This is a genomic window from Streptomyces sp. V4I8 (assembly GCF_041261225.1).
In the GTDB taxonomy this organism is placed as follows: Bacteria; Actinomycetota; Actinomycetes; order Streptomycetales; family Streptomycetaceae; genus Streptomyces.
In genome coordinates this window covers 2706171-2729516 of the sequence record NZ_JBGCCN010000001.1, presented here as the reverse complement: position 1 = coordinate 2729516, position 23346 = coordinate 2706171, and the positions used below count along the sequence as shown (strand labels likewise).

Annotated in this window: 18 protein-coding genes and 1 pseudogene; 10 read left to right on the top strand and 9 right to left on the bottom strand. The window is 70.9% G+C overall.

Annotated elements, in window-relative coordinates:
- Positions 1-42: 42 nt before the first annotated feature.
- Positions 43-1005 (top strand): proline-rich domain-containing protein, encoded by a 963-nt coding sequence (locus tag ABIE67_RS12410; RefSeq protein WP_370256515.1) that lies wholly within the window; start codon positions 43-45, stop codon positions 1003-1005.
- Positions 1006-1014: 9 nt separating this feature from the next.
- Here the strand turns inward: ABIE67_RS12410 and ABIE67_RS12405 are convergent.
- From ABIE67_RS12405 to ABIE67_RS12395, 3 genes and pseudogenes are all read right to left on the bottom strand, one after another.
- A pseudogene (locus ABIE67_RS12405) lies at positions 1015-3298 on the bottom strand (ABC transporter permease).
- A 1-nt stretch (position 3299) separates the two neighbouring features.
- Positions 3300-4070, bottom strand: a complete 771-nt coding sequence (locus ABIE67_RS12400; protein ID WP_370268488.1) for an ABC transporter ATP-binding protein — start codon at positions 4068-4070, stop codon at positions 3300-3302.
- A gap of 41 nt (positions 4071-4111) precedes the next feature.
- Positions 4112-4627 carry a PadR family transcriptional regulator gene (locus tag ABIE67_RS12395; RefSeq protein WP_370256514.1) on the bottom strand — a complete coding sequence of 172 codons (516 nt, stop codon included), beginning with the start codon at positions 4625-4627 and terminating at the stop codon, positions 4112-4114.
- Positions 4628-4754: 127 nt separating this feature from the next.
- Between ABIE67_RS12395 and ABIE67_RS12390 the strand changes: the two genes are divergently transcribed.
- The 5 genes from ABIE67_RS12390 to ABIE67_RS12370 all read left to right on the top strand — a co-directional run bounded on the left by ABIE67_RS12390 (position 4755) and on the right by ABIE67_RS12370 (position 11459).
- Positions 4755-6026, top strand: a complete 1272-nt coding sequence (locus tag ABIE67_RS12390; RefSeq protein ID WP_370256513.1) for an ABC transporter substrate-binding protein — start codon at positions 4755-4757, stop codon at positions 6024-6026.
- A 189-nt stretch (positions 6027-6215) separates the two neighbouring features.
- Positions 6216-7877, top strand: coding sequence for a glycoside hydrolase family 13 protein (locus tag ABIE67_RS12385; protein ID WP_370256512.1), 1662 nt, complete (start codon positions 6216-6218; stop codon positions 7875-7877).
- A 39-nt stretch (positions 7878-7916) separates the two neighbouring features.
- Entirely contained in the window at positions 7917-9248 is a 1332-nt protein-coding gene (locus ABIE67_RS12380) for an ABC transporter substrate-binding protein (RefSeq protein WP_370268484.1), read from the top strand.
- 7 nt (positions 9249-9255) lie between these two features.
- Complete coding sequence (locus ABIE67_RS12375; RefSeq protein WP_370256511.1) at positions 9256-10623, top strand: ABC transporter permease subunit; 1368 nt, start codon at positions 9256-9258, stop codon at positions 10621-10623.
- Entirely contained in the window at positions 10620-11459 is an 840-nt protein-coding gene (locus ABIE67_RS12370; protein WP_370256510.1) for a carbohydrate ABC transporter permease, read from the top strand. The genes ABIE67_RS12375 and ABIE67_RS12370 overlap by 4 nt, the downstream gene beginning before the upstream one ends.
- 220 nt (positions 11460-11679) lie before the next feature.
- On the opposite strand, the gene pgl is transcribed toward ABIE67_RS12370, so the two are convergent.
- Genes pgl through tkt form a run of 5 tightly spaced genes read right to left on the bottom strand, consistent with a single transcriptional unit; the run spans position 11680 to position 18495 of the window.
- Positions 11680-12462: a 6-phosphogluconolactonase gene (gene pgl, locus ABIE67_RS12365; protein WP_370256509.1), complete on the bottom strand. Its 783-nt coding sequence runs from the start codon at positions 12460-12462 to the stop codon at positions 11680-11682.
- Positions 12459-13697, bottom strand: a complete 1239-nt coding sequence (gene opcA / locus ABIE67_RS12360; protein WP_370256508.1) for a glucose-6-phosphate dehydrogenase assembly protein OpcA — start codon at positions 13695-13697, stop codon at positions 12459-12461. The genes pgl and opcA overlap by 4 nt, the downstream gene beginning before the upstream one ends.
- Positions 13694-15232 (bottom strand): glucose-6-phosphate dehydrogenase, encoded by a 1539-nt coding sequence (zwf, locus tag ABIE67_RS12355; protein ID WP_370256507.1) that lies wholly within the window; start codon positions 15230-15232, stop codon positions 13694-13696. The genes opcA and zwf overlap by 4 nt, the downstream gene beginning before the upstream one ends.
- A gap of 4 nt (positions 15233-15236) precedes the next feature.
- Positions 15237-16355: a transaldolase gene (tal, locus tag ABIE67_RS12350; RefSeq protein ID WP_370256506.1), complete on the bottom strand. Its 1119-nt coding sequence runs from the start codon at positions 16353-16355 to the stop codon at positions 15237-15239.
- Between the two features lie 34 nt (positions 16356-16389).
- Positions 16390-18495: a transketolase gene (tkt, locus tag ABIE67_RS12345; RefSeq protein WP_370256505.1), complete on the bottom strand. Its 2106-nt coding sequence runs from the start codon at positions 18493-18495 to the stop codon at positions 16390-16392.
- 361 nt (positions 18496-18856) lie between these two features.
- Between tkt and ABIE67_RS12340 the strand changes: the two genes are divergently transcribed.
- The 4 genes from ABIE67_RS12340 (at position 18857) to ABIE67_RS12325 (ending at position 22319) form a co-directional block, all read left to right on the top strand.
- Entirely contained in the window at positions 18857-19825 is a 969-nt protein-coding gene (locus ABIE67_RS12340) for a heme o synthase (RefSeq protein ID WP_370256504.1), read from the top strand.
- A gap of 96 nt (positions 19826-19921) precedes the next feature.
- Positions 19922-20224, top strand: coding sequence for a hypothetical protein (locus ABIE67_RS12335; RefSeq protein WP_030049090.1), 303 nt, complete (start codon positions 19922-19924; stop codon positions 20222-20224).
- Positions 20225-20453: 229 nt separating this feature from the next.
- A complete protein-coding gene (locus ABIE67_RS12330; RefSeq protein WP_370256503.1) occupies positions 20454-21560 on the top strand; it encodes an amidohydrolase family protein in 1107 nt (368 codons plus the stop codon).
- An 18-nt stretch (positions 21561-21578) separates the two neighbouring features.
- On the top strand, positions 21579-22319 hold the full coding sequence (locus tag ABIE67_RS12325; RefSeq protein ID WP_370256502.1) for a nucleotidyltransferase: 741 nt from the start codon (positions 21579-21581) through the stop codon (positions 22317-22319).
- 1 nt (position 22320) lies between these two features.
- Here ABIE67_RS12325 and ABIE67_RS12320 read toward each other — a convergent pair whose 3' ends face one another.
- Complete coding sequence (locus ABIE67_RS12320) at positions 22321-23325, bottom strand: heme A synthase (protein ID WP_370256500.1); 1005 nt, start codon at positions 23323-23325, stop codon at positions 22321-22323.
- Positions 23326-23346: the final 21 nt, after the last annotated feature.

The window sequence follows — 23346 nt, the reverse complement described above, 5'->3', positions numbered from 1 at the left end:
TCCCTCGCTGATCATGGAAACGATCACTCGGGGGAGTGCAAGTTGACCTACCCGCAGGGGAGTTGGACGGGCGGCGCGCTGACCGCCCGGTCGTTCCTGAAGCCTCACCATGTCGCCCGGTCGGTGTTCCATCCGACCTGGATCCCGGAGTCCCTGGACCCGTCGGTGGACGCGCTCAAGAAGGCACGCGTGATCGCGGGCGCGGTCGCGGCGTTCGGTGTCTACACCTTCGTCGAGGGCGGCTTCGCCTTCGACGAGATGATGGACAACGCGGCGACCGCCTGTGTCGTCCTGCTGTTCATCACGCCGCTCACGGTCGGCGTGATGCTCTACCTCTGGCGGCGTTCCGGCGCCGGCACGGTGGGGCAGCTGCGGGAACCGCTCGTCAGGTCGCTGAAGTTGCTGCTGCTGTTCATCGGCTCGGCGCTCGGGACGGTGCTGCTCTTCCGGATGGGAGGCGCCTTCGGGCCCCTCGGGGGGCTGCTGGTCAGCTTCCTGGGGCTCTGGATGGCCGTCTTCGTGATCGCCGGCGCCTACCGGATCTCGGGCAACTTCTTCGGCACCGCGGTCGTGCACCGCTGTCTGCCCCCGCTGCTCGCCTCGGTGACGACCTGGCTCATGGCCATCCCCGACCTCGTCACGGGTGACCTGCACGGCCTCGGCCTCGCCATGGGCTTCGTCTTCATCCTGGGCGCCCCGGTGACGGTCACGGGCATCGCCCTGCTGGAGATGGGCCGGCTCAAGAGCCGGTACGGCATACGGCTGGCGGCCCACCCGGCGGCCTTGCCACCCACCATGCCGCCCACTCCGACACCGGCCCCGCCGCCACCGTCCTACGCACCGAACGGTTCCGCGCCGCCGCAGGGCAACCCGTACGGACCGCCGACCGGGTACCCCCACGCACCCTCGGCAGGAAACCCCTACGGTCCGCCGCCGCAGGGCAACCCGTACGCTCCGGGCCCGCAGAACCCGTACAACCAGCCGCCCCCTTACAACCCGCGATAGCCCCGCGGGTCAGGCGACCGCGCTCAGTGTGTCCGCGAGCCGGCGGCGGGCCGCGCGGGAGGCCGGGACGGCGGCGAGTGCGGCCGCCCCGGCGACTGCCGCCACGCCGAACAGCAGCAGGAGAGCGGCGGGCGGGCCCTGGGCGATGCCGGCGCCGATGCCGCTCGATCTGCCCTGGGAGTCGATCAGCCAGTGGGCCAGGGGTGTGCCCAGGGCCGTACCGATGACGACCGCGGCCAGCGCGGTGCAGGCGGTGGACGTGACGGTGATCGCGGTGATCTGCCGGGGCGACAGGCCGATGGCCTTCAGGGCCAGCAGGTCGCGCTCGCTCTCGCGGACGGTTCCGCCGATCGCGGTCAGCAGTTCGATGAGCCCGATGAGGGCCAGGACGGCGATCAGGCCCACGACGACCCCGCGCAGGGGCGAGAGCCCGTCGGCGGGGTTCGGTACGGCATGGACGTCCAGGCGGCCCTGCACGGCGGTGGCCAGCCGGTCGGCGACCCGGCCGGGGTCCGTGCCCGGGTCGAGCCGCAGCTCGTAGAGGGTGGGGCCGAGGCCGGGGTCGTTCTCGCGGAGGGTGTCGAGGGACGTGGAGATGACCCGTCCGGCGTTCTCGGGTTCGATGCTGCGGCCCACGATGTGCAGGATCTGCGGCTGGTCGCCGACGGTCATCCGCACCCAGTCGCCGACCTTCACGTCCAGCAGGTCCAGCAGCCCCTGCCCGGCCACCGCCTCGTCGCGGCCCTGCGCGGCACGGCCCTCGGCCAGGGCGTACGGGTAGGGCTGCGCGTGGGTGCCGAGGCCGCGCAGGGCGATCGTGGCCGTCTGGCCCGGGACCAGGGCGGCCACCTCAACGCCCGGGTAGGCGGCGGCGACCTGTGGGTCACGTTCCAGGAGCGCGCGGGCGTCGCGGTCGGCCAGGCCGGGCTCGGCGTGGACGGTGAGGGCGGTCGGCAGGCCGATCTGTTCGGGCCGGCTGTCGAAGCGCTCGATCGTGGTCCACGCGCTCATCGCCACCACGATCAGCAGCAGCGGCAGTGCCAGTCGGGCCACCGTCGCCAGTGAGCGCGGACGTCGTGTGAAGGCCCGGTGCCAGCCCAGCACCAGCGCGGGCGGCAGCCGTAGCCCGAGCGCTCGCCGGGCCACGCCCGAGAGCCGCCCGCCGAGCGGAGCGGCGGGCCGCGGCACCGGCACCGGGGGCACCCGCCCCGCGCGCCACGCCGCGAGCCCTGTGGTCGCGGCGATGAACAGCACCGCCCCCACCGGCACCACGGCCAGCGCCACCGTGTTCCCGGGCAACCCCTGCCACACCCCGACCGCGTCCCCGAGACGCCCCGGGATCCGGCTGCCCAGGGCCTGGATGACGGCCGCGGCGGCCACGGCGCCCAGCAGCGCGTAGGCGAGGTGCTGGAGCAGGAAGACGCGGGACCACCTGACCCGGTGTGAAGCCGATCGCCTTCAGCACCGAGATGTCCCGCAGATGGCCGCGGATACGGGTGCCGATCGCCCCGTGCACGGCGAGCCCGGCGGCGACCAGCGCGCCCAGCCCGAACAGGCCCAGCACCTGTCCGAGCAGCCGGGTGTCGCCCTGTGCCTCGGCTCGGCCCTGCTTCCAGGTGGAGACCTCGCTGACCGCGCCGGCGCCCAGCACGGTCACGGCGCGCTGGACGGCGTAGTCCGTGTCGTCGGGGTCCGTCAGGCGCAGCCCGATCACCTGGCCGCCGGGGTCGCGTACGGCGGACGGCGGAGCCCAGACGAGACCCGGCTGCTCGCCCGGCCGGTACCGCGGCTCGGCGCTGTCGGCTACGCCGAGGACGGTCAGGCTCCGGTCGGTGCCGGGCAGGGTGAGGGTGTCGCCGGGGGCGGCCAGGAGGGCGCGGGCCAGACGGGTCTCCAGGACCACGCCGTCGGGGTTCGCGGGGTCCAGCCAGTGGCCGGAGGTGAGCAGTGGGCGGCCCACTGTGGGGCGCTCGGGAGTGCCGCGCAGTTCGACGGAGGCGCGGGTTCCGCGGGAGGCGAGAGTGGTGGAAGCGGTCGGGTAGGGGCCTGCGACCGACTCGATGCCGTCGAGGTCGGCCAGCTTCCCGGTGTCGGCCGAGGAACCGGTGTGCAGCCATACGTGTGCGCCGTGCGCCTGGGTGAAGACGCGCTGCCAGGGGTTGGTGGCGTAGCCGAAGAGTGCCGTGGCCAGCAGCAGGGAGACGACGATCCCGGCGGTGGCGAGCACGAGGAACAGGGCCTCGCCGCGGTGCGTGCGCAGATCGGAGTGCGCCCAGCGCAGGGTGGCTCGCATCTCAGTCCCTGAGCTCCAGCACGCCCGATATCCCGGTCCGGCGCGGCGGTGTGCCGCCGTCCAGCTCGGCGTCGTCGGCGATCCGGCCGTCGAAGAAGCTGATGACCCGGTCCGCGGCGCTCGCCAGGCGTGCGTCATGCGTGACCAGCACGATCGTCTGGCCGCGCTGGTGGAAGCGGGACAGCAGCCGCATCACCTCGCGGGTGCCCTTGCTGTCCAGGCTGCCCGCGGGCTCGTCGGCCAGCAGCAGCGGGGGACGGTTGACCAGGGCCCGGGCCAGCGCGACCCGCTGCTGCTCGCCGCCGGACAGCTCGCCCGGCATGCTCCGCTCCTTGCCGGTCAGGCCCAGTTCGGCCAGCAGCTCCGCCCGCTCGGCGCGCGCCCGCTTCGGCGGCACGCCGGCGAGCAGCGCGGGCAGTTCGACGTTGTCGGCGACGGACAGGTCGGAGACCAGGTTGAAGAACTGGAAGACGATCCCGATGCGCTTCCTGCGCTCCACCGCCCAGCGGGCCTCGCTCCACCGGTCCGCGCACTCGCCGTCCAGCCAGATGCTCCCGCTGTCGGGTCGCTGCAGTCCGCCCAGCAGATGCAGCAAAGTCGACTTACCGGCACCGGACGGGCCGGTGACGGCCACGAACTCGCCCTGCCGGACGGAAAGATCCACGCCCCGCACGGCATGCGCCGGGGCGCCCTCGCCGTGATGGGTCTTGACCAGGCCTTCGGAGCGCAGCACAGGGCGCTCGGCGCCTGACTCAGGCCCCTCGGCGCGCAGCCCAGGGCCCTCGGCGCGCAGCCCAGGAGTGGAATCGTCGCTCACTCCAGCTCCTCCAGCTCTTCCTGGCACCGCTCCAGCCAGTCGAGGTCGGCCTGCAGATGCAGCATCGCGCCCTCGATCAGCAGATGGGCGATGCGGTTGTCCCGGTCCTCGGCGGCGGCCAGCTTCGACAGCTGACGCATGGTGTTCAAGTACTGGCGCCGCTGTCTGTTGATGAGGGCGATCTGGTCGGCGAGACCGGTCCGCGGGGCGACGGCCAGCTTCATGAAGAACTCGTCCCGCACCCGTGGCTCGTCCTCGGGCTCCTCGAACCAGGCGCGCAGCGCCTCACGCCCGGCGTCGGTGAGGTGGTAGACCTTCTTGTTGGGCCGGCTCGACTGCTCGACGTCCTCGCCCTCTATCAGCCCCGATTTCTCGAGACGGCCGAGGGTCACATAGATCTGGCCGACGTTCGGCTGAGGGTACGCGGAGCCCAGCAGTTGCTCAAGGTCCTGCTTCAGCTCGTAGCCGTGGGCCGGGCCGCGCGCCAGCAGGGCCAGGAGGGGCAGCCGCACTCGTGCTCTCCTCCTCGCATCCTGGGTAATGTGCTGCGAGGCCTAGTATCGCGCATACCTAACAGGTATACATGGCCTCTGACCCCGGACGAAGACGTTCGGCGCCAGGTGTACAGGGAGGAAACCTATGCGGTGGATCCACGCCGCCGGTAGGGGCCTTCTCGTCCTCGTTGTGATCCTGACCGGCTACGTCGCCTCCGGCGCCCGCGCCGACGACGGTCCCGCGGCGGGCAGGGGGCCGATGACCCTCGCCACCGCCGGAGACCTCACGGGCTATCTCGGCTCCGTCCTGGACGGCTGGAACCGCACGCACCCCGACGAGAAGGTCACTCTCGTCGAGCTGCCCGACTCCGCCGACGAGACCCACGCGCAGATGACCACCGACCTGCGCGCCGGCGACCGCAGCCGCTTCGACATCCTCAACATCGACGTCAGCTGGACCTCGGAGTTCGCGGCGCAGGGCTGGATCCGCCCGCTGGCCCGCGACCGCTTCCCGCTGGACACCTTCCTGCCGCCGGTCGTGGACACGGCGACCTACGACGGACAGCTCTACGCCGTCCCGTACGTCACCAACGCCGGCCTGCTCCTCTACCGCAAGGACATCCTCGCCAAGGAGGGCGTCGACCCCCCGCGCACCTGGGCCGAGCTGGAAGGGGCCGCGAAGACCATCGCGCCCAAGTACGGCCTGGACGGCTACGCGGGCCAGTTCCTGCCGTACGAGGGCCTCACCGTCAACGCCGCCGAGGCCGTCTACTCGGCGGGCGGCTCGATCCTCGGCGACGAGGGCGAGCGCGTCACCGTGAACTCGACGGCGGCCCGCGACGGCATCGGCTTCCTCGCCCGGGGCGTGCGCGAGGGCTGGATCCCGCAGCGGGCGCTGACGTTCAAGGAGGAGGAGTCCAAGCAGGCCTTCCAGGACGGCCGCCTGCTCTTCCTCCGCAACTGGCCGTACGCCTATGTCGGCGCGTCGGCCAAGGGCTCGCCGGTCTCCGGGAAGATCGGTGCCGTGCCGCTGCCGGGTCCGGGCGGGCCGGGCAGGAGCGTGCTGGGCGGCTCCAACCTGGCCGTCAGCACCCACGCCCGGCACCCCGACTCGGCTGCGCGCCTGATCGCGTACCTGACCAGTGAGCGCGTCCAGCGCCAAATCCTCACGCGCGGCGCGCTGCCGCCCGTGCGGGCCGACCTGTACGAGGACCCCGGGCTGGTCCGGGAGTTCCCGTATCTGCCGACCCTGCGCCAGAGCGTGCGGACGGCGGCGCCGCGCCCCGAGAGCCCGCGCTACGACCAGGTGAGCCTGGTGGTGCAGGCGGTCGTGCACGACGCGATGACCGGGCGTGAGACGCCCGAGTCGGCGGTGCGGCGGCTGGCGCGAGAGCTCGCCGCCCTTTCCTCTCGCTAGCCACCGGGTCCTTTCGCCAGCCACCGGGTCGCTAGTTACTTGTTAAGTAACGCCGAGGTCTCTTCTCGGGTCGTTTCTGGTGGATAAGTCCTGATTTTACGGGCTGACCGATCGGTAGCTTGCGTCCTACTCGTTGACACCTTCGCGACACGCCTACTTAACATGCATGCATAACGAGTTCCGCAGTTCATGCAGAGACAGGGCAATGGATTGAACAGGCACCACTGGTGGCGCGACGCGGTGATCTACCAGGTGTACGTCCGCAGCTTCCTTGACAGCACCGGTGACGGTGTCGGCGATCTCGCCGGGGTCCGGGCCGGGCTGCCGTATCTGAAGAAGCTCGGGGTGGACGGGATCTGGCTGAGCCCCTTTTATCCCTCGCCGCAGCACGACCACGGCTACGACGTCGCCGACTACTGCGATGTCGACCCGCTCTTCGGTGATCTCGCCGAGTTCGACCTGCTGGTCGCGGTGGCCCGGCGGCTCGGCGTCAAGGTGCTGCTCGACATCGTCCCGAACCACTGCTCCAGCGAGCACCCGTGGTTCGCGGAGGCGCTGGCCGCCGAGCCCGGCAGCGCGGCCCGCGCCCGCTTCCACTTCGCCGATGGCCGCGGCCCCGACGGGTCCGAGCCGCCCAACAACTGGCACTCCATGTTCGGCGGCCCGGCCTGGAGCCGGGTGACCGAGGCGGACGGGCGGCCCGGTCAGTGGTACCTGCACATGTTCGCGCCCGAGCAGCCCGACTGGAACTGGCGCAACCCCGAGATCGGCGCCGAGTTCGACCGCATCCTGCGCTTCTGGCTGGACCGGGGCATCGACGGCTTCCGCATCGACGTGGCCGCCGGCCTCTACAAGCACCCCGAACTGCCCGACTCGGACGACCCCGAGGCCGACGCCCGCACCCGCGACTCGGTCAACCCGCTCGCCTGGAACCAGCCCGAGGTGCACCAGGTGTGGCGCCGGTGGCGTTCCACCTGCGAGGAGTACACCGCCCGCGACGGCCGTGAGCGCCTGCTCGTCGGCGAGGTGTCCGTCCCGACGGCCCGCGAACACGCCCAGTACGTGCGCTCCGACGAACTCCACCAGGCGTTCTTCTTCGACCTGCTCAGCGCCCCCTGGGAGGCCGACGCCTTCCGCAAGGTCATCTCCGAGGCCATGGAGGACATCGCCGGCACGGGATCGACGGTCACCTGGGTCCTCAACAACCACGACCAGGTCCGCACCGTCACCCGCTACGGCGAGCCCGCCACCGAGGGCAGCGGCCTCGGCGCCGCCCGCGCCCGCGCGGCCGCGCTGCTGATGCTGGCGCTGCCGGGAGCGGCGTACATCTACGAGGGCGAGGAGCTGGGGCTGCCCGAGGTCGTCGACCTGCCCGACGACGTGCTCACCGACCCGATCTTCCACCGCACCGGCAGCCGGGCCCGTATCCGTGACGGTTGCCGGGTGCCGCTGCCGTGGTCGGGACAGGCGTCCCCGTTCGGCTTCACCTCCGGCGCCGAGAGCGCCAAGCCCTGGCTGCCGCAGCCGGAGTACTTCGCCGAGTACGCCACCGACCGCGCCCTCGCCGACACCCGCTCCTTCTGGCACCTGTACCGCGACGGCCTCCAACTCCGCGACGCACTGCCCCAGTTGGGCGAGGGCACCCTGCGCTGGCTGGACACCCCGCCCGGCGTCCTGGCCTTCGTCCGCGGCGACGGCCTCGTCTGCGCCGTCAACTTCGGCACGGCACCCACGCCGGCGCCGGTCTCCGGCACCCCGCTGCTGTCGAGCGGCCCCTGCCCGGCCGGGGTGCTGCCCGGCTCCACGGCGGCCTGGTGGATGAGCGACGGGACCGAGTCCCAGGCCCACTGAACCTCCGTCAGTTTCCCCATCCCCGAAGGGACATCGATGATGATGCGACGACGTACGACCCTGCTCACCGGCTGCACCTTGCTCGTCCTGGCGCTCGGCGCGACCGCGTGCGGCGGCGGGCCGGTCTCCGCGGGCGGCGGTGACAAGGCGCTCAGCGGTCAGACGGTCACCGTGGCGGGTGTCTGGTCCGGCACCGAGCAGAAGAACTTCCAGAAGGTGCTGGACGCCTTCACCGAGAAGACCGGCGCCAAGACCCAGTTCACGTCCACCGGGGACAACGTCTCCACGGTCGTCGGCAGCAAGATCGAGGGCGGCAACGCCCCCGACGTCGTGATGGTCCCGCAGGTCGGCGTGCTCCAGCAGTTCGCGAAGAACGACTGGCTCAAGCCGCTGTCCAAGACGGCCCAGCAGTCCGTGGACGCCAACTTCGCCCCCGTGTGGAAGAACTACGGCAGCGTCGACGACACCCTCTACGGCCTCTACTTCAAGGCCGCCCACAAGTCGACCGTCTGGTACAGCCCCGACGCCCTCGCCCAAGCCGGTGTCGAGGCGCCGAAGTCGTACGACGAGATGCTGAAGGCCGGACAGACCGTCTCCGACTCGGGTCTGGCCGCCTTCTCGGTCGCCGGACAGGACGGCTGGACGCTGACCGACTGGTTCGAGAACGTCTACCTCTCCCAGGCCGGACCCGAGAAGTACGACGCCCTCGCCACGCACCAGCTGAAGTGGACCGACCCGTCGGTGGTCGAGGCGCTGACCACCCTCGGCAAGCTGTTCAAGGACAAGCAGCTGATCGCGGGCGGCCAGAAGGGGGCCCTCAACACCGACTTCCCCGGCTCGGTGGAGAAGGTGTTCGGGCCGAAGCCCGAGGCGGGCATGGTCTACGAGGGCGACTTCGTCGCGGGCGTCGCCAAGGACCAGTTCGGGAAGACGATCGGCGAGGACGCGAACTTCTTCCCGTTCCCGGCGGTCGGCGCCGGCAAGGCCCCGGTCGTCAGCGGCGGTGACGCGGCCGTCGTGCTGAAGGACGGCAAGAACCAGAAGGCCGGCATGGCGCTGCTGGAGTACCTGGCGACCCCGGAGGCCGCGGCGGTGTGGGCGCAGGCGGGTGGCTTCCTGTCCCCGAACAAGAACGTCGACCTCGCCTCGTACGGCGACGACGTCACCCGCGCGACCGCCAAGTCCCTGGTCTCCGCAGGCGATTCGGTTCGCTTCGACATGTCGGACCAGGCCCCCGCGGCCTTCGGCGGCACCAAGGGCGCGGGTGAGTGGAAGCTCCTGCAGGACTTCCTGCGTGACCCGTCGGATGCGAAGGGGACCGCGGCGAAGCTGGAGGCCGCGGCGGCCAAGGCGTACGAGGGCCAGGGCTGAGTCGGTCATGACCGCCACACTCGTGAACGAGACGAGCCCGGCGCCCGCCGCGGGCGCCGGGGGCAAGGCGCGCGGTCGGCGTACCCGGCGGCGCGCTCGGATCATCGCCCTGCTCTTCGTCTTCCCCGCACTGCTCCTGCTGGGCGCCCTGGTCGTGTACCCCGTCCTCTTCTCCGTCGGGCGCAGTTTCTTCGACGCCTCCGGTACCCGTTTCGTGGGCGGCGAGAACTACGCCGAGATGTTCCGCGACCCGGCGACGCTGAAGGCCATCCGCAACACCACGATCTGGGTGGTGGTGGCCCCGGCCCTGCTCACCGGACTCGGTCTGATCCTGGCCGTGCTGGTGGAGAAGGTCCGCTGGGCGACCGTGTTCAAGCTGCTGTTGTTCATGCCGATGGCCGTGTCCTTCCTCGCCGCCGGCATCATCTTCCGGCTCGCCTACGACGAGGACCCCGACAAGGGCGTACTGAACGCCGCCGCCGTCTCCGTGCACGACGCCTTCCAGGGTACGTCGACGTATCCGACGGCCCGGGCCCGCGACGGACAGGGACTGACGCAGGGCACGGACGGTTCGTACCGCACGAGCGCGACCGCGTCGCCGGGTGAGGCGGTGACGCTGGGTCTGGTCGGCGTCCTCCCCGACGACCTGCCCGGGGGCACCGAGCCGGCGTACGCGGCGGCGGGGCGGACGGCGAGCCCCGGTGAGCTGCGCGGTGTCGTGTACCTGGACTTCACGCCCGGTGGGGGAGGGGAGCAGGGCAAGGTCGACCGGCGGGAGAACGGGCTGCCGGAGATGAAGGTCGAGGCGGTACGGGCCGGGAAGGCGGTCGCCTCGACGACCACGGCGTCCGACGGCTCCTTCCGCTTCGAAGGGCTGGACGACGGCTCGTACACGGTGAAGCTGCCGGCCTCGAACTTCGCCGCCCCCTACGAGGGCATCTCCTGGCTGGGACCCACCCTCGTCACGCCGGCGATCATCGGGGCGTACCTGTGGATCTGGACCGGCTTCGCCATGGTCCTGATCGGCGCGGGCCTCTCGGCCCTGCCCCGGGACGCGCTGGAGGCGGCGCGGATGGACGGCGCGAACGAGTGGCAGATCTTCCGCCGGATCACGGTGCCGCTGCTGGCACCGGTCCTCACGGTCGTCTTCATCACCCTCGTCATCAACGTGATGAAGGTATTCGACCTCGTCTACATCATCGCCCCCGGCCCGGTGCAGGAGGACGCGACCGTGCTCGCCACACAGATGTGGCTGGTGTCCTTCGGCGGCGGCAACAACCAGGGGCTCGGCAGCGCGCTGGGCGTCCTGCTCCTGCTGCTGGTCATCCCCGCCATGGTCTTCAACGTCCGCCGTTTCCGAAGGAGTCAGCGATGAACGCGGTCAAGCGCGGGCTGGGCAACGGGGTCGTCCAGGCGCTTCTCGTGGTGGTCGGGCTGGTGTGGCTGACACCGCTCGCCGGACTGTTCCTGTCCTCCCTGCGCTCCGCCGAGGACACGGCGAAGGGCGGCTGGTGGACGGTGTTCACCAGTCCTGGGCAGCTGTCCTTCGACAACTACTCGGCGCTGCTGGGGAACGCCGGGATCAGCCAGGCCTTCTGGAACACCGTGCTGATCTCGGTGCCGACGACGCTGCTGGTCGTGGTGATCGCGGCCCTCGCCGGATACGCCTTCGCGTGGCTGGACTTCCCCGGCCGTGAGGCGATCTTCCTGCTCGTGGTGGCGCTGCTGGTGGTCCCCGTGCAGATCGGCCTGCTCCCCGTCGCCAAACTCTTCGGCCAGCTGGGGCTGTTCGGCACGATTCCCGGCGTCGTCCTCTTCCACGTGGCCTACGGGCTGCCGTTCGCGGTGTTCCTGCTGCGGAACTACTTCGCCGAAATGCCGAAGGAGATGCTGGAGGCTGCCCGGATGGACGGCGGCAGTGAGTGGCGGATCTTCACGCGGCTTGTGCTTCCGGTGGGGCGGCCCGCGATCGCCTCGCTGGCCATCTTCCAGTTCCTGTGGGTGTGGAACGACATGCTGGTGGCGCTGCTGTTCGCGGACAGTGCGTCGCAGCCGCTGACGGTTGAACTGCAGTCGCAGATACGGCAGTTCGGCAGCAACATCGATGTGCTGGCGCCGGGGGCGTTCGTGTCCCTGGTGGTGCCGGTGGTGGTGTTCTTCGCGTTCCAGAGGCACTTTGTGCAGGGAGTTATGGCGGGGTCGGTGAAGTAGGAGTCCTTCGCCCCCGCCGCCCCTACCCGTCCCGTCCCTGGGGGCTGCGCCCCCGGACCCCCGCTTTCGGCCCTTGAGGGGCCTCGTCCTCAAACGCCGGACGGGCTGAAAAACCCAGCCCCTCCGGCGTTTGAGGAGCGGGGTCCGGGGCGGAGCCCCGGAAGGATGGGACGGGTAGGGGCGGCGGGGGCGAAATCGAACCCCCGCCGCCCCTACCCGTTCACGGGGACGCCGGCGGATACAGTGATCGCGGCAGCTGCGATGCCGCCGCCGTGTCCAGGAGCCAGAGGGTCCTGGCGCGGCCGTACGCTCCCGCCGCCGGAGCCTGGATCTCGCCCGCACCCGAGAGGGCGATCGCGGCGGCCTGCGCCTTGTCCTCGCCGGCCGCCAGCAGCCATACCTCCCGCGCCGCCCGGATCGCGGGGAGCGTGAGGGTCACACGGGTCGGCGGCGGCTTCGGGGCGCCATGGACGCCGACGACGGTGCGGTCCGTCTCCCGTACCGCGGGGAGTTCCGGGAAGAGGGAGGCCACGTGCGTGTCGGGACCCACGCCCAGCATCAGGACGTCGAAGGTGGGGACCGCGCCGTGGTTCTCCGGGCCCGCCGCCCTCGCCAGTTCCTCCGCGTACGAAGAGGCCGCCGCCTCCACGTCCGCCCCGAAGGGGCCGTCCGACGCGGGCATGGCGTGCACCCGCTTCGGATCCAGGGGCACCGCGTCCAGCAGGGCCTCGCGGGCCTGCGTGACGTTGCGCTCGGGGTCGCCCTCGGGGAGGAAGCGTTCGTCGCCCCACCAGAGGTCCAGTCGGCCCCAGTCGATGGCGTCCCGGGCGGGGGCGGCCACGAGCGCGGCCAGGAGGCCGTTGCCGTTGCGGCCGCCGGTGAGGACCACGGACGCCGAGCCCCGGGAGGCCTGCGCGTCCACGATCTTCGTGATCAGCCGGGCCGCCGCGGCCTGCGCCATCAGCTCCTTGTCGTGGTGCACGACCAGCTGCGGAGTACTCACTTCGCCGCCGCCTTCGTCACCGTTTCCTGCGCCTTCGCTTCCTTCGCGGAAGCCTTCGCAGCGATTTCGGCGGGCGTTCCGGCCGATGCTCCTTTGGCCGGTGATCCCTCCCCGGCCTGTTCCCCGGCCTGTTCCCCGGCCTGTTCCCCGGCCTGTTCCCCGGCCCGTTCCGCGAGCGACGCCCCGGCCTCTTGCGCAGGCGGCACCTCCGCCTTGGCCACGGCGGCCTCGGCCAGGGCCACGGCCTGCACAGCCTTGGCCACCGCGGCCTCGGCGGCCTCCGCACTCCGAACCGCCGGAGCCGGAACGGAGGAGTTGAGCCGCTCCACCCCGAACCGCAGCGCCGACGCGTACGTGTCGTCCGGGTCGAGCCGCCGCAGTTCCTCCGCGATCAGCTCGGCCGTCTCGCGCCGCTTCAGCGCCACACCGCGGTCCGGCTGGCCCTGGATGGAGAGGGTCGCCAGGGAGCCGTCCGCACGGTCCAGCGTGATCGGGCCGCAGTCGGTGTCCATCCGGACCGCCGTCAGACCGGGGCCCGACGACAGCGACCGCTTGACGGGGACGTCCAGCCGGTCCGCGAGCCACATCGCCAGCAGCTCACAGCTCGGGTTGAACTCCTCGCCCTCCACCTCGACGGCCTTCACCTCGCAGACCACCTGGTCCAGAGCCGCCGCGAGCATCGAGCGCCACGGCGTGATCCGGGTCCAGGAGAGATCCGTGTCGCCGGGCGCGTAGGTGTCGGCGCGAGCCGACAGCTCCCGCACCGGCTGCTCCGAGGCGTAGGTGTCCGTCACCCGGCGCTGGGCCAGCGCGCCCAGCGGGTCGTTCGCCGGGTCGAGCGGCGCGTTCACCGGCCACCAGACCACCACCGGGGCGTCCGGCAGGAGGAGCGGGAGGACGACGGACTGCGCGTGGTCGGACACCTCGCCGTGCAGCCGGAGCACCACCGTCTCGCCGCTGCCCGCGTCCGCGCCCACCCGCACCTCGGCGTCCAGCCGGGACTGCGTACGGTCGCGGGGCGAACGCGAGACTCGCTTGATGACCACGAGCGTGCGCGAGGGGTGCTCGTGCGCGGCGTCGTTGGCGGCCTTCAGGGCGTCGTAGGCGTTCTCCTCGTCCGTCACGATGACCAGCGTGAGCACCATGCCGACGGCCGGTGTGCCGATGGCCCGACGGCCCTGCACCAGCGCCTTGTTGATCTTGCTGGCCGTGGTGTCCGTGAGGTCTATCTTCATGGCCGGCGCCAGCTCCGTCCGTCTCGCTCGAGCATTTCGTCCGCCTCGACGGGGCCCCAGGTACCGGCCGGGTACTGGGCGGGCCTGCCGTGCCGGTCCCAGTACTCCTCGATCGGGTCGAGGATCTTCCAGGACAGCTCGACCTCCTCGGTGCGCGGGAAGAGGTTCGAGTCGCCCAGGAGGACGTCCAGGATCAGGCGCTCGTACGCCTCCGGGCTCGACTCCGTAAAGGACTCGCCGTACGCGAAGTCCATCGACACGTCCCGGATCTCCATCGACGTGCCCGGCACCTTCGAGCCGAAGCGGACCGTGACGCCCTCGTCCGGCTGGACGCGGATGACGATCGCGTTCTTGCCGAGCTCCTCCGTCGCCGTGTGGTCGAAGGGGGAGTGCGGGGCACGCTGGAAGACGACCGCGATCTCGGTGACCCGGCGGCCCAGCCGCTTGCCGGTGCGCAGATAGAAGGGGACGCCCGCCCAGCGGCGGTTGTCGATCCCCAGCCTGATCGCGGCGTACGTGTCGGTCTTCGACCTGGCGTCGATCCCCTCCTCCTGGAGGTAGCCGACCGCCTTCTCGCCGCCCTGCCAGCCGGCCGCGTACTGCGCGAACACCGTGTCGCGGCCGAGGTCCTTCGGCAGCCGTACGGCACCGAGCACCTTGGTCTTCTCCGCCGCCAGCGCGTCCGCGTCGAAGGAGGCGGGCTCCTCCATGGCGGTCAGCGCCAGCAGTTGGAGCAGGTGGTTCTGGATGACGTCACGGGCGGCGCCGATGCCGTCGTAGTAGCCGGCCCGGCCGCCGATGCCGATGTCCTCGGCCATGGTGATCTGCACGTGGTCCACGAAGGACCGGTTCCAGATCGGCTCGAACATCGTGTTGGCGAACCGCAGCGCCAGGATGTTCTGGACGGTCTCCTTGCCCAGGTAGTGGTCGATGCGGAAGACCTGGTCCGGGGCGAAGACCTCGTGGACGACCTTGTTGAGCTCCTCGGCGGACGCCAGGTCGTGCCCGAATGGCTTCTCGATGACCGCGCGGCGCCAGGAACTGCTCGTCTGGTCGGCGAGGCCGTGCTTCTTCAGCTGCTGGATGACCACCGGGAAGGAGCGCGGCGGCACCGAGAGGTAGAAGGCGAAGTTGCCGCCCGTGCCCTGCGCCTTGTCCAGCTCCTCGATGGTGCCGCGCAGCCGCTCGAAGGCGTCGTCGTCGTCGAAGGTGCCCTGCACGAAGCGCATGCCCTGGATGAGCTGCTGCCAGACCTCCTCACGGAAGGGGGTGCGGGCGTGCTCCTTGACCGCGTCGTGGACCTCCTGAGCGAAGTCCTCGTTGGCCCACTCGCGGCGGGCGAAGCCGACCAGCGAGAAACCCGGCGGCAGCAGACCCCGGTTGGCGAGGTCATAAACCGCAGGCATCAGCTTCTTACGTGACAAATCGCCCGTAACGCCGAAAATCACCAGGCCCGACGGCCCCGCGATACGCGGGAGCCGTCGGTCGGCGGCGTCACGAAGCGGGTTCGCTTCCGTGACGGTAAAGGGTGGCAAGGGATCAGCCCTCCGAGGGGGCGAGGCGCTCCAGCTCCGCCTCGGTCGACTTGAGCAGGTCGTTCCAGGACGCCTCGAACTTCTCGACGCCCTCGTCCTCCAGCAGCTGGACCACCTCGTCGTACGAGATGCCGAGCGCCTCCACCGCGTCCAGGTCGGCGCGTGCCTGCTGGTAGGTGCCCGCGATGGTGTTGCCGGTGATCTCGCCCTGCGCCTCGGTGGCCTCCAGGGTGGCCTCCGGCATGGTGTTGACCGTGTTCGGCGCGACCAGGTCGTCGACGTACAGGGTCGGCTTGTAGGCCTTGTCCTTCACACCGGTCGAGGCCCACAGCGGACGCTGCTTGTTGGCGCCCGCGTTCTCCAGCGCGCTCCAGCGGTCGGAGGAGAAGACCTCCTCGTACGCCTGGTAGGCGAGCCGCGCGTTGGCCACGCCCGCCTTGCCGCGCGCGGCCTTGGCCGCGTCGGTGCCGAGCGCGTCGATCCGCTTGTCGATCTCGGTGTCCACACGGGAGACGAAGAAGGACGCCACCGACTGGATCTTGGACAGGTCCAGGCCCTTGGCCTTCGCCTTCTCCAGGCCCGCGAGGTAGGCGTTCATGACCTCGCGGTAGCGCTCCAGCGAGAAGATCAGCGTGACGTTGACGCTGATGCCGAGGCCGATGACCTCGGTGATCGCCGGAAGGCCCGCCTTGGTCGCCGGGATCTTGATCAGGGTGTTGGGACGGTCGACCAGCCAGGCGAGCTGCTTGGCCTCGGCGACGGTCGCGCGGGTGTTGTGGGCCAGGCGCGGGTCGACCTCGATCGACACGCGGCCGTCCTGGCCGCCGGTGGCGTCGAAGACCGGGCGCAGGATGTCGGCGGCGTCCCGGACGTCCGCCGTGGTGATCATGCGGATCGCCTCTTCGACGGTGACCTTGCGGGCGGCGAGGTCGGCGACCTGCTGCTCGTAGCCGTCACCGCCGCTGATCGCCTTCTGGAAGATCGACGGGTTGGTCGTGACACCCACGACGTGCTGCTGGTCGATCAGCTCGGCCAGGTTGCCGGACGTGATGCGCTGGCGCGACAAGTCGTCCAGCCAGATCGCGACGCCCTCCTCGGAGAGGCGCTTCAGTGCGTCTGTCATGGAAAATCAAACTCCTACGTCTCGTATGTGAGCGTCAGCGCTGGGCCGCGGTGAGGCCCGTAGTCGAATCAAATACAGCCCGCGCGACGGCCGCCACGTTCTCGGCAGTGAAGCCGTACTCCCGGAAGAGGACCTTGCCGTCGGCCGAAGCACCGAAGTGCTCCAGGGAAACGATGCGACCCGCGTCCCCGACGTACTTGTGCCAGGTGAGACCGATCCCGGCCTCCACCGCGACCCGCGCCCTGACGGCCGGCGGCAGGACGCTGTCCCGGTACCCCTGGTCCTGCTCCTCGAACCACTCCACGGACGGCATGGACACGACCCGCGTCGGCACCCCGTCGGCCTGCAGCCGCTCGCGCGCCTCGACGGCGACGTGCACCTCGGAACCGGTCGCGATGAGGACGACCTGCGGCTCGCCGCCGTCGGCCTCGAACAGCACGTAACCGCCGCGGGCGGCATCCTCGTTGGTCTCGTACGTCGGCACACCCTGACGGGTCAGCGCGAGCCCGTGCGGGGCGCCCTTGCCGAACTCCTTGGTCCAGCGCTTGAGGATCTCGCGCCAGGCGATCGCCGTCTCGTTGGCGTCGGCCGGGCGGACCACGTTGAGCCCCGGGATCGCGCGCAGCGACGCGAGGTGCTCGATCGGCTGGTGCGTCGGACCGTCCTCGCCGAGACCGATGGAGTCGTGCGTCCACAGGTACGTCACCGGCAGGTGCATCAGCGCCGACAGGCGTACGGCGTTGCGCATGTAGTCGGAGAACACGAGGAACGTGCCGCCGTAGATACGGGTGTTGCCGTGCAGCGCGATGCCGTTCATCTCCGCGGCCATGGAGTGCTCGCGGATACCGAAGTGGATCGTACGGCCGTACGGGTCGGCCTCCGGGAGCGGGTTGTCCGCCGGGAGGAACGACGACGTCTTGTCGATCGTCGTGTTGTTGGAGCCGGCCAGGTCGGCCGAACCGCCCCACAGCTCCGGGATGACCGCACCCAGCGCCTGGAGGATCTTGCCGGACGCGGCACGCGTCGCGACACCCTTGCCGGGCTCGAAGACCGGAATCTTCTCCTCCCAGCCGGTGGGCAGCTCGCCGGCCGCGATGCGGTCGAACTCCGCGGCGCGCTCGGGGTTGTTGTCCCGCCACTGCTGGAAGGACTTCTCCCACACGGCACGGGCCGCCTGGCCGCGCTCCAGGGCACCCCGGGTGTGGCCGATGACCTCGTCGGAGACCTCGAAGGACTGCTCCGGGTCGAAGCCGAGGACACGCTTGGTGGCCGCGACCTCGTCGTCGCCGAGCGCCGAGCCGTGGGCGGCCTCGGTGTTCTGCGCGTTCGGGGCCGGCCAGGCGATGATCGAGCGCATCGCGATGAAGGACGGCTTGTCGGTGACCGCCTTGGCCTGCTGGATGGCGTCGTAGATGGCGGCCGGGTCGAGGTCGCCGTTGGCCTGCGGCTCGACACGCTGGACATGCCAGCCGTATGCCTCGTACCGCTTGACCGTGTCCTCGGAGACGGCCGTCTCGGTGTCGCCCTCGATCGAGATGTGGTTGTCGTCCCACAGCAGGACCAGGTTGCCGAGCTTCTGGTGGCCGGCCATCGACGACGCCTCGGCGGAGATGCCCTCCTGGAGGCAGCCGTCACCGGCGATGACGTAGACGAAGTGGTCGAACGGGGAGGTGCCCTCGGGAGCCTCCGGGTCGAACAGACCGCGCTCGTAGCGGGCGGCCATCGCCATGCCGACGGCGTTGGCGACACCCTGGCCCAGCGGGCCGGTCGTCGTCTCGACGCCCGTGGTGTGGCCGTACTCCGGGTGGCCGGGGGTCTTCGAACCCCACGTCCGGAACGCCTTCAGATCGTCCAGTTCCAGGCCGAAGCCGGCCAGGTACAGCTGGGTGTAGAGGGTCAGGGACGAATGGCCGGCGGACAGCACGAAGCGGTCGCGCCCGACCCAGTCGGCGTCCGCCGGGTCGTGCCGCATCACCTTCTGGAAGAGGGTGTAGGCGGCAGGCGCCAGGCTCATCGCCGTACCCGGATGGCCGTTACCGACCTTCTGTACGGCGTCGGCGGCCAGGACGCGGGCGGTGTCCACGGCCCGCTGGTCCAACTCGGTCCACTCGAGGTCTGTGGTGGTCGGCTTGGTGCTCACCCTGGGTCAGGGCTCCTCTCCACATGTCGGTTGCCGGCGTCACGGGCACACGCCCACCGGCTGCCGGCGTTCTCGGCGTCGGCCGGCCGCTGTCGAGCCTACCCCCGGAAGTACGTGCGTTTTTTCGAGTCATTCCAGACTGCCGGGAGTCGCCGGGATGTGCCTCCCGACCGGGTCGTTCCGCATTCGGCAAGTGAATACGGAGCCGCTCATCCGGGTGCTCAATCGAGCTTCCCCGCGCCCGTCGGACCGTGCCCTCCAACACGACCCCACCCCCGCGAATGTCCGGGTCTGGGCAACGTCTACAGTGGCGTGGTACGCGCGAGCCTTTACCGGGACTTCACAGGGGAGGCTTGCTGGGATGTCTCTGTCAGGGGTGTGCGTGACGGCCGTTGAATCCCGTCCAGCGGGGATTATCGGGACGAGCCAGAGCCCGAGCCGGCGGCCGGTAGGGGCCCGGGTCAAGGCGTTCGTGGCGCTGACCAAGCCGCGGATCATCGAGCTGCTGCTCATCACCACCGTTCCGGTGATGTTCCTGGCCGAGCAGGGGGTACCCGACCTCGGTCTGGTGCTGCTCACCTGCGTCGGCGGCTACCTGTCCGCGGGCGGCGCCAACGCGCTGAACATGTACATCGACCGCGACATCGACGCGTTGATGGACCGCACGTCCCAGCGCCCGCTGGTCACCGGCATGGTCAGCCCGCGCGAGTGCCTGGCCTTCGGCATCACACTGGCCATCGCCTCCACCCTGCTGTTCGGCCTGACCGTCAACTGGCTGAGCGCCTGGCTCTCCCTCGGCGCGCTCCTCTTCTACGTCGTCGTCTACACGATGATCCTCAAGCGCCGTACGTCGCAGAACATCGTGTGGGGCGGCATCGCGGGCTGTATGCCGGTGCTGATCGGCTGGACGGCCGTCACGAACTCCCTCACCTGGGCGCCGCTCATCCTCTTCATGGTGATCTTCTTCTGGACGCCGCCGCACTACTGGCCGCTGTCCATGAAGGTGAAGGAGGACTACGCGCGCGTGGGCGTGCCCATGCTCCCGGTCATCGCCTCCAACAAGGTCGTCGCCAAGCAGATCGTCATCTACAGCTGGGTGATGGTGGCGGTGTCGCTCCTGTTGCAGCCGCTCGGCTACACGGGCTGGTTCTACACCGCGGTCGCGCTGGCCGCGGGCGGCTGGTGGCTCTGGGAGGCGCACGCGCTGCAGAACCGCGCGAAGGCCGAGGTGACGGGCGGGAAGCTGAAGGAGATGCGGCTGTTCCACTGGTCGATCACCTATGTGTCGCTGCTGTTCGTGGCCGTGGCGGTGGACCCCTTCCTGCGGTAGGGGCCTGCGGCAGGACCCGTGCGGTAGGGCCCCTGAGGCGCGGGTCACGCACCCCGCCCGTCGCCATTCGATCTACTCGTCGGTAGCATCCTGGCCATGGCAGACAAGGTGGCCAAGCTGGCCAAGCAGATCAACGCCTTCGCGAAGTCCCACGGCGGGGCCGAGGCCCAGGTCGCGTACATCGGACAGCGCGGCGCCCGCATCGTGCTCGTCGGTGAGGACGGCGGCTGGGGCGACCTGGTGGCACCGTCGTACGAGATCGCCGAGCAGGCGGTCGGGAAGGCCGGCGTCACGGTCCACGAGGCGTTCGACGGCGAGTTCGCGGCGAAGGTGAAGACCGGCCCGTACGAGTGGAGCCGTATGGCGGGCATCCAGGTCGGCGGACCGAGCAACGGCTGAACAACGGACCTGAGGGGCGCGGGGCTGTGTCGACATGCTGCTCCGCCGCGGGGCCCGACCAGCCACGACGGGCCCGCGGTCGCCGCATCACCTGAACCACCCCCGGTCCTCGGCGAACGGCCCTCCCGGCGGAGCGTTTCGCACGGGGTGTGTGACACCAACACCTGATGCCCGGTTCACCCGTTAGGACCTGTGAGAAGCACACGGTCCAGCCGACGGGGAGCCCGGGATGATCGAAACGCCGTCCCTCGTGGACCAGTACTGCCACGGGGTCCTGAGAACGGAGCTGGGTCTCGGCACCTTCGAGGCCCAGCTGGCCCGTACCGAGGGCCCGCCGGCGCCCGGCACCACGCTCTTCGACACCCAGACGGGTTTCGCCGTACGCCGCTGGTGCCCTCCGTTGCTCGGCCTGGAGCCGCACTGCGCACCCGCCCGCTATCTGGCCAGACGCCGTGAACTCGGCGTGCTGGAGGCGGGGCGGCGTCTGCTGCGGGGCAGCGGCATCACGACGTATCTGATCGACACCGGCCTGCCCGGCGACCTCACGGGTCCTCCGGAGATGGCGTCCACCGCGTCCGCCGAGGTTCACGAGATCGTGCGTCTCGAACTCCTCGCCGAACAGGTCGCCGACACCTCGGGCACGGTCGAGTCCTTCCTGGCGAACCTCGCCGAGTCGGTGCACGGCGCGGCGGCGAACGCGGTGGCCTTCACCTCCGTGGCGGGCGTACGGCACGGTCTCGCGCTGGCGCCCGAGCCGCCGGGGCCGGGAGAGGTGCGGGGCGCGGCGGGGCGCTGGCTGGCAGCCCGCAGGGTCGGCGGCGAGCTGAGCGACCCGGTGCTGCTACGGCACCTGCTGTGGATCGCGGTGGCGTCGGGACTGCCGCTGCAACTGCACGCGGGGCTGGGGGAACCCGGCCTGCGCATCGACCGCACGGACCCGGTGCTGCTCACGGACTTCGTGCGCGCGACGGCCGGCCTCGGCACCGACCTGGTCCTGCTGCACGGCTACCCGTACCACCGCCACGCCGCCCACCTGGCCGGCGTCTTCCCGCACGTCTACGCCGACTCGGGTGCCGCCCTCATCCGCACGGGCGCGCGTGCCGCCACCATCCTCGCCGAGATCCTGGAACTCGCCCCCTTCGGCAAGATCCTCTTCTCCAGCGGGGCGCAGGGTCTGCCCGAACTGCACGTGGTCGGGGCACGCCTGTTCCGCGAGGCCCTCGCCCGGGTGCTCGGCGGTTGGGTCGCCGAGGGGGCGTGGTCGCTGGGGGACGCGCAACGGGTGGCGGGAATGGTGGCGGCGGGAAACGCCAGACGGGTGTACGGGGTGGAGTGAGCTGTACAGACTGGGCGGATGCTGACCGACGCCTTACTCGATCGCTTTCTCGGGGAGCTCGAACCTCTCGCTCCCGTCGCCGCCTGGGCGCACGGCTCTCTGGCCGGCGGCGACTACCAGGAGGGCCGCAGCGACCTGGACCTGATCGCCGTGCTGCCGGGCCCGCTGACGCCCGGCACCGTCTGGCGGGTGGCGAAGCTCCATGCCAGGCTGCGGGCCGAGCCCCTCGCCGGGCAGCTGCACTGCACGTACCTGACGCCTGACAGGGCGGATGACGTGGACCGACGCCACCTCACCTGGGCGCACCAGCAGCTCTTCAAGCGGCCGGTCTCCCCGGTGACCCGGCGCGAGCTGCACGCCTTCGGCCGGGTGCTGCACGGGCAGACGCCCGCCGCTCTGCTGCCGCCGGTGCCGGACCGGGAGCTGGCCGACTTCGTCGTACGTGACCAGCGGGACTTCTGGCGGCCGGCCCTTGACGAGGCCCCGCTGTGGACCCGGGACGTGTGGGTCGACCTGGGGATGATCACCTTCGCCCGGGCCGGCGTGACCGTGCGCGACGGTCGGTTGATCTCCAAGCGCGAGGCCCTGGAGCTGCTCCCCGGCCTCGGAGCGCCCGTCGAGGTCGTCGAGGACATCCGCAGGCGCCGCTACGACGACTCCGCGCCGCCACCGACCGACGCGTGGGCGGCGCGCAGGGCCGGGCTGACGCGGGGCTACCTGGGACCGGCGATCGACGAACTGGTGACGGCGTACGGCTGACTCACGCGCGCGTGCCCACCGTCGCCTCGGCCGCCGGGGCCGGGATCTCGGCCGCTTCGTCGAACGGCCGTTCCCGCAGGGCCAGCATCACCCGCAGCACCGCGATCCACGTGACGGCGGAGCCGAACATGTGCAGGCCGACCAGGATCTCCGGGAGGTCCGTGAAGTACTGGACATAGCCGATGACGCCCTGGGCCAGCAGGATCAGGAAGAGGTCGCGCGTGCGGTTCAGGGGGCCCTTCGGGGCGTCGACCGCCTTGAGGACGAACCACAGGGCGAACGTCAGCGTGACCACGATCCAGGCCAGCACGGCGTGCAGCTTGGTGACGGTCTCCCAGTCGAGCGGCATCCGCTCGACCTCGCTGGAGTCACCCGCGTGCGGGCCGGCCCCGGTGACCACCGTGCCGACCAGGATCAGCAGCACCGAGGCCCCGACCAGGACCCACACCAGCTGCTGCACCGCCTTGCCGACCAGCGGACGCGGCGCCCCGTCACCCTCCCGGGTGCGCTGCCACATCACCGTGGCGACCGCGATGAGGGCGGACGTCGCCACGAAGTGGGCCGCGACCGTGTACGGGTTCAGGCCGACCAGGACGACGATGCCGCCGAGCACCGCGTTGCTCATCACGATCCAGAACTGCGCCCAGCCCAGCCGGGTCAGACCGCGCCGGTACGGCTTCTCGGAGCGCGCGGCGATGATCGCCCAGCCGACCGCGGCGCACAGCACGTACGTCAGCATGCGGTTGCCGAACTCGATGGCGCCGTGCAGGCCCATCTCGCTGGTGGCGGTGAGCGAGTCGTCGGTGCACTTGGGCCAGGTCGGGCAGCCGAGCCCGGACCCCGTGAGGCGTACCGCACCGCCGGTGACCACGATGATCACCGACATCACGAGCGCGGCGAGGGCCGCCCGCTGGACCGTCCTCGGGGTCGGGGTCCAGCGTGCGGCGATGAAGGCGAGGGGGTTGCGCACGGCCGCTACGGCGTCGGCGCGGGTCAGCTTTGGCACGCGCCCTATCGTAGGCGGCCG

What these genes read in the sequence shown, in the direction of transcription:
- ABIE67_RS12390 (WP_370256513.1), top strand. Translation starts at nt 4,755, where the DNA reads ATGCGGTGGATCCACGCCGCCGGTAGGGGCCTTCTCGTCCTCGTTGTG.
- ABIE67_RS12385 (WP_370256512.1), top strand. Translation starts at nt 6,216, where the DNA reads ATGCAGAGACAGGGCAATGGATTGAACAGGCACCACTGGTGGCGCGAC.
- ABIE67_RS12380 (WP_370268484.1), top strand. Translation starts at nt 7,917, where the DNA reads ATGATGCGACGACGTACGACCCTGCTCACCGGCTGCACCTTGCTCGTC.
- ABIE67_RS12375 (WP_370256511.1), top strand. Translation starts at nt 9,256, where the DNA reads ATGACCGCCACACTCGTGAACGAGACGAGCCCGGCGCCCGCCGCGGGC.
- ABIE67_RS12370 (WP_370256510.1), top strand. Translation starts at nt 10,620, where the DNA reads ATGAACGCGGTCAAGCGCGGGCTGGGCAACGGGGTCGTCCAGGCGCTT.
- opcA (WP_370256508.1), bottom strand. Translation starts at nt 13,697, where the DNA reads ATGAAGATAGACCTCACGGACACCACGGCCAGCAAGATCAACAAGGCG.
- tal (WP_370256506.1), bottom strand. Translation starts at nt 16,355, where the DNA reads ATGACAGACGCACTGAAGCGCCTCTCCGAGGAGGGCGTCGCGATCTGG.
- ABIE67_RS12340 (WP_370256504.1), top strand. Translation starts at nt 18,857, where the DNA reads ATGTCTCTGTCAGGGGTGTGCGTGACGGCCGTTGAATCCCGTCCAGCG.
- ABIE67_RS12335 (WP_030049090.1), top strand. Translation starts at nt 19,922, where the DNA reads ATGGCAGACAAGGTGGCCAAGCTGGCCAAGCAGATCAACGCCTTCGCG.
- ABIE67_RS12330 (WP_370256503.1), top strand. Translation starts at nt 20,454, where the DNA reads ATGATCGAAACGCCGTCCCTCGTGGACCAGTACTGCCACGGGGTCCTG.
- ABIE67_RS12325 (WP_370256502.1), top strand. Translation starts at nt 21,579, where the DNA reads ATGCTGACCGACGCCTTACTCGATCGCTTTCTCGGGGAGCTCGAACCT.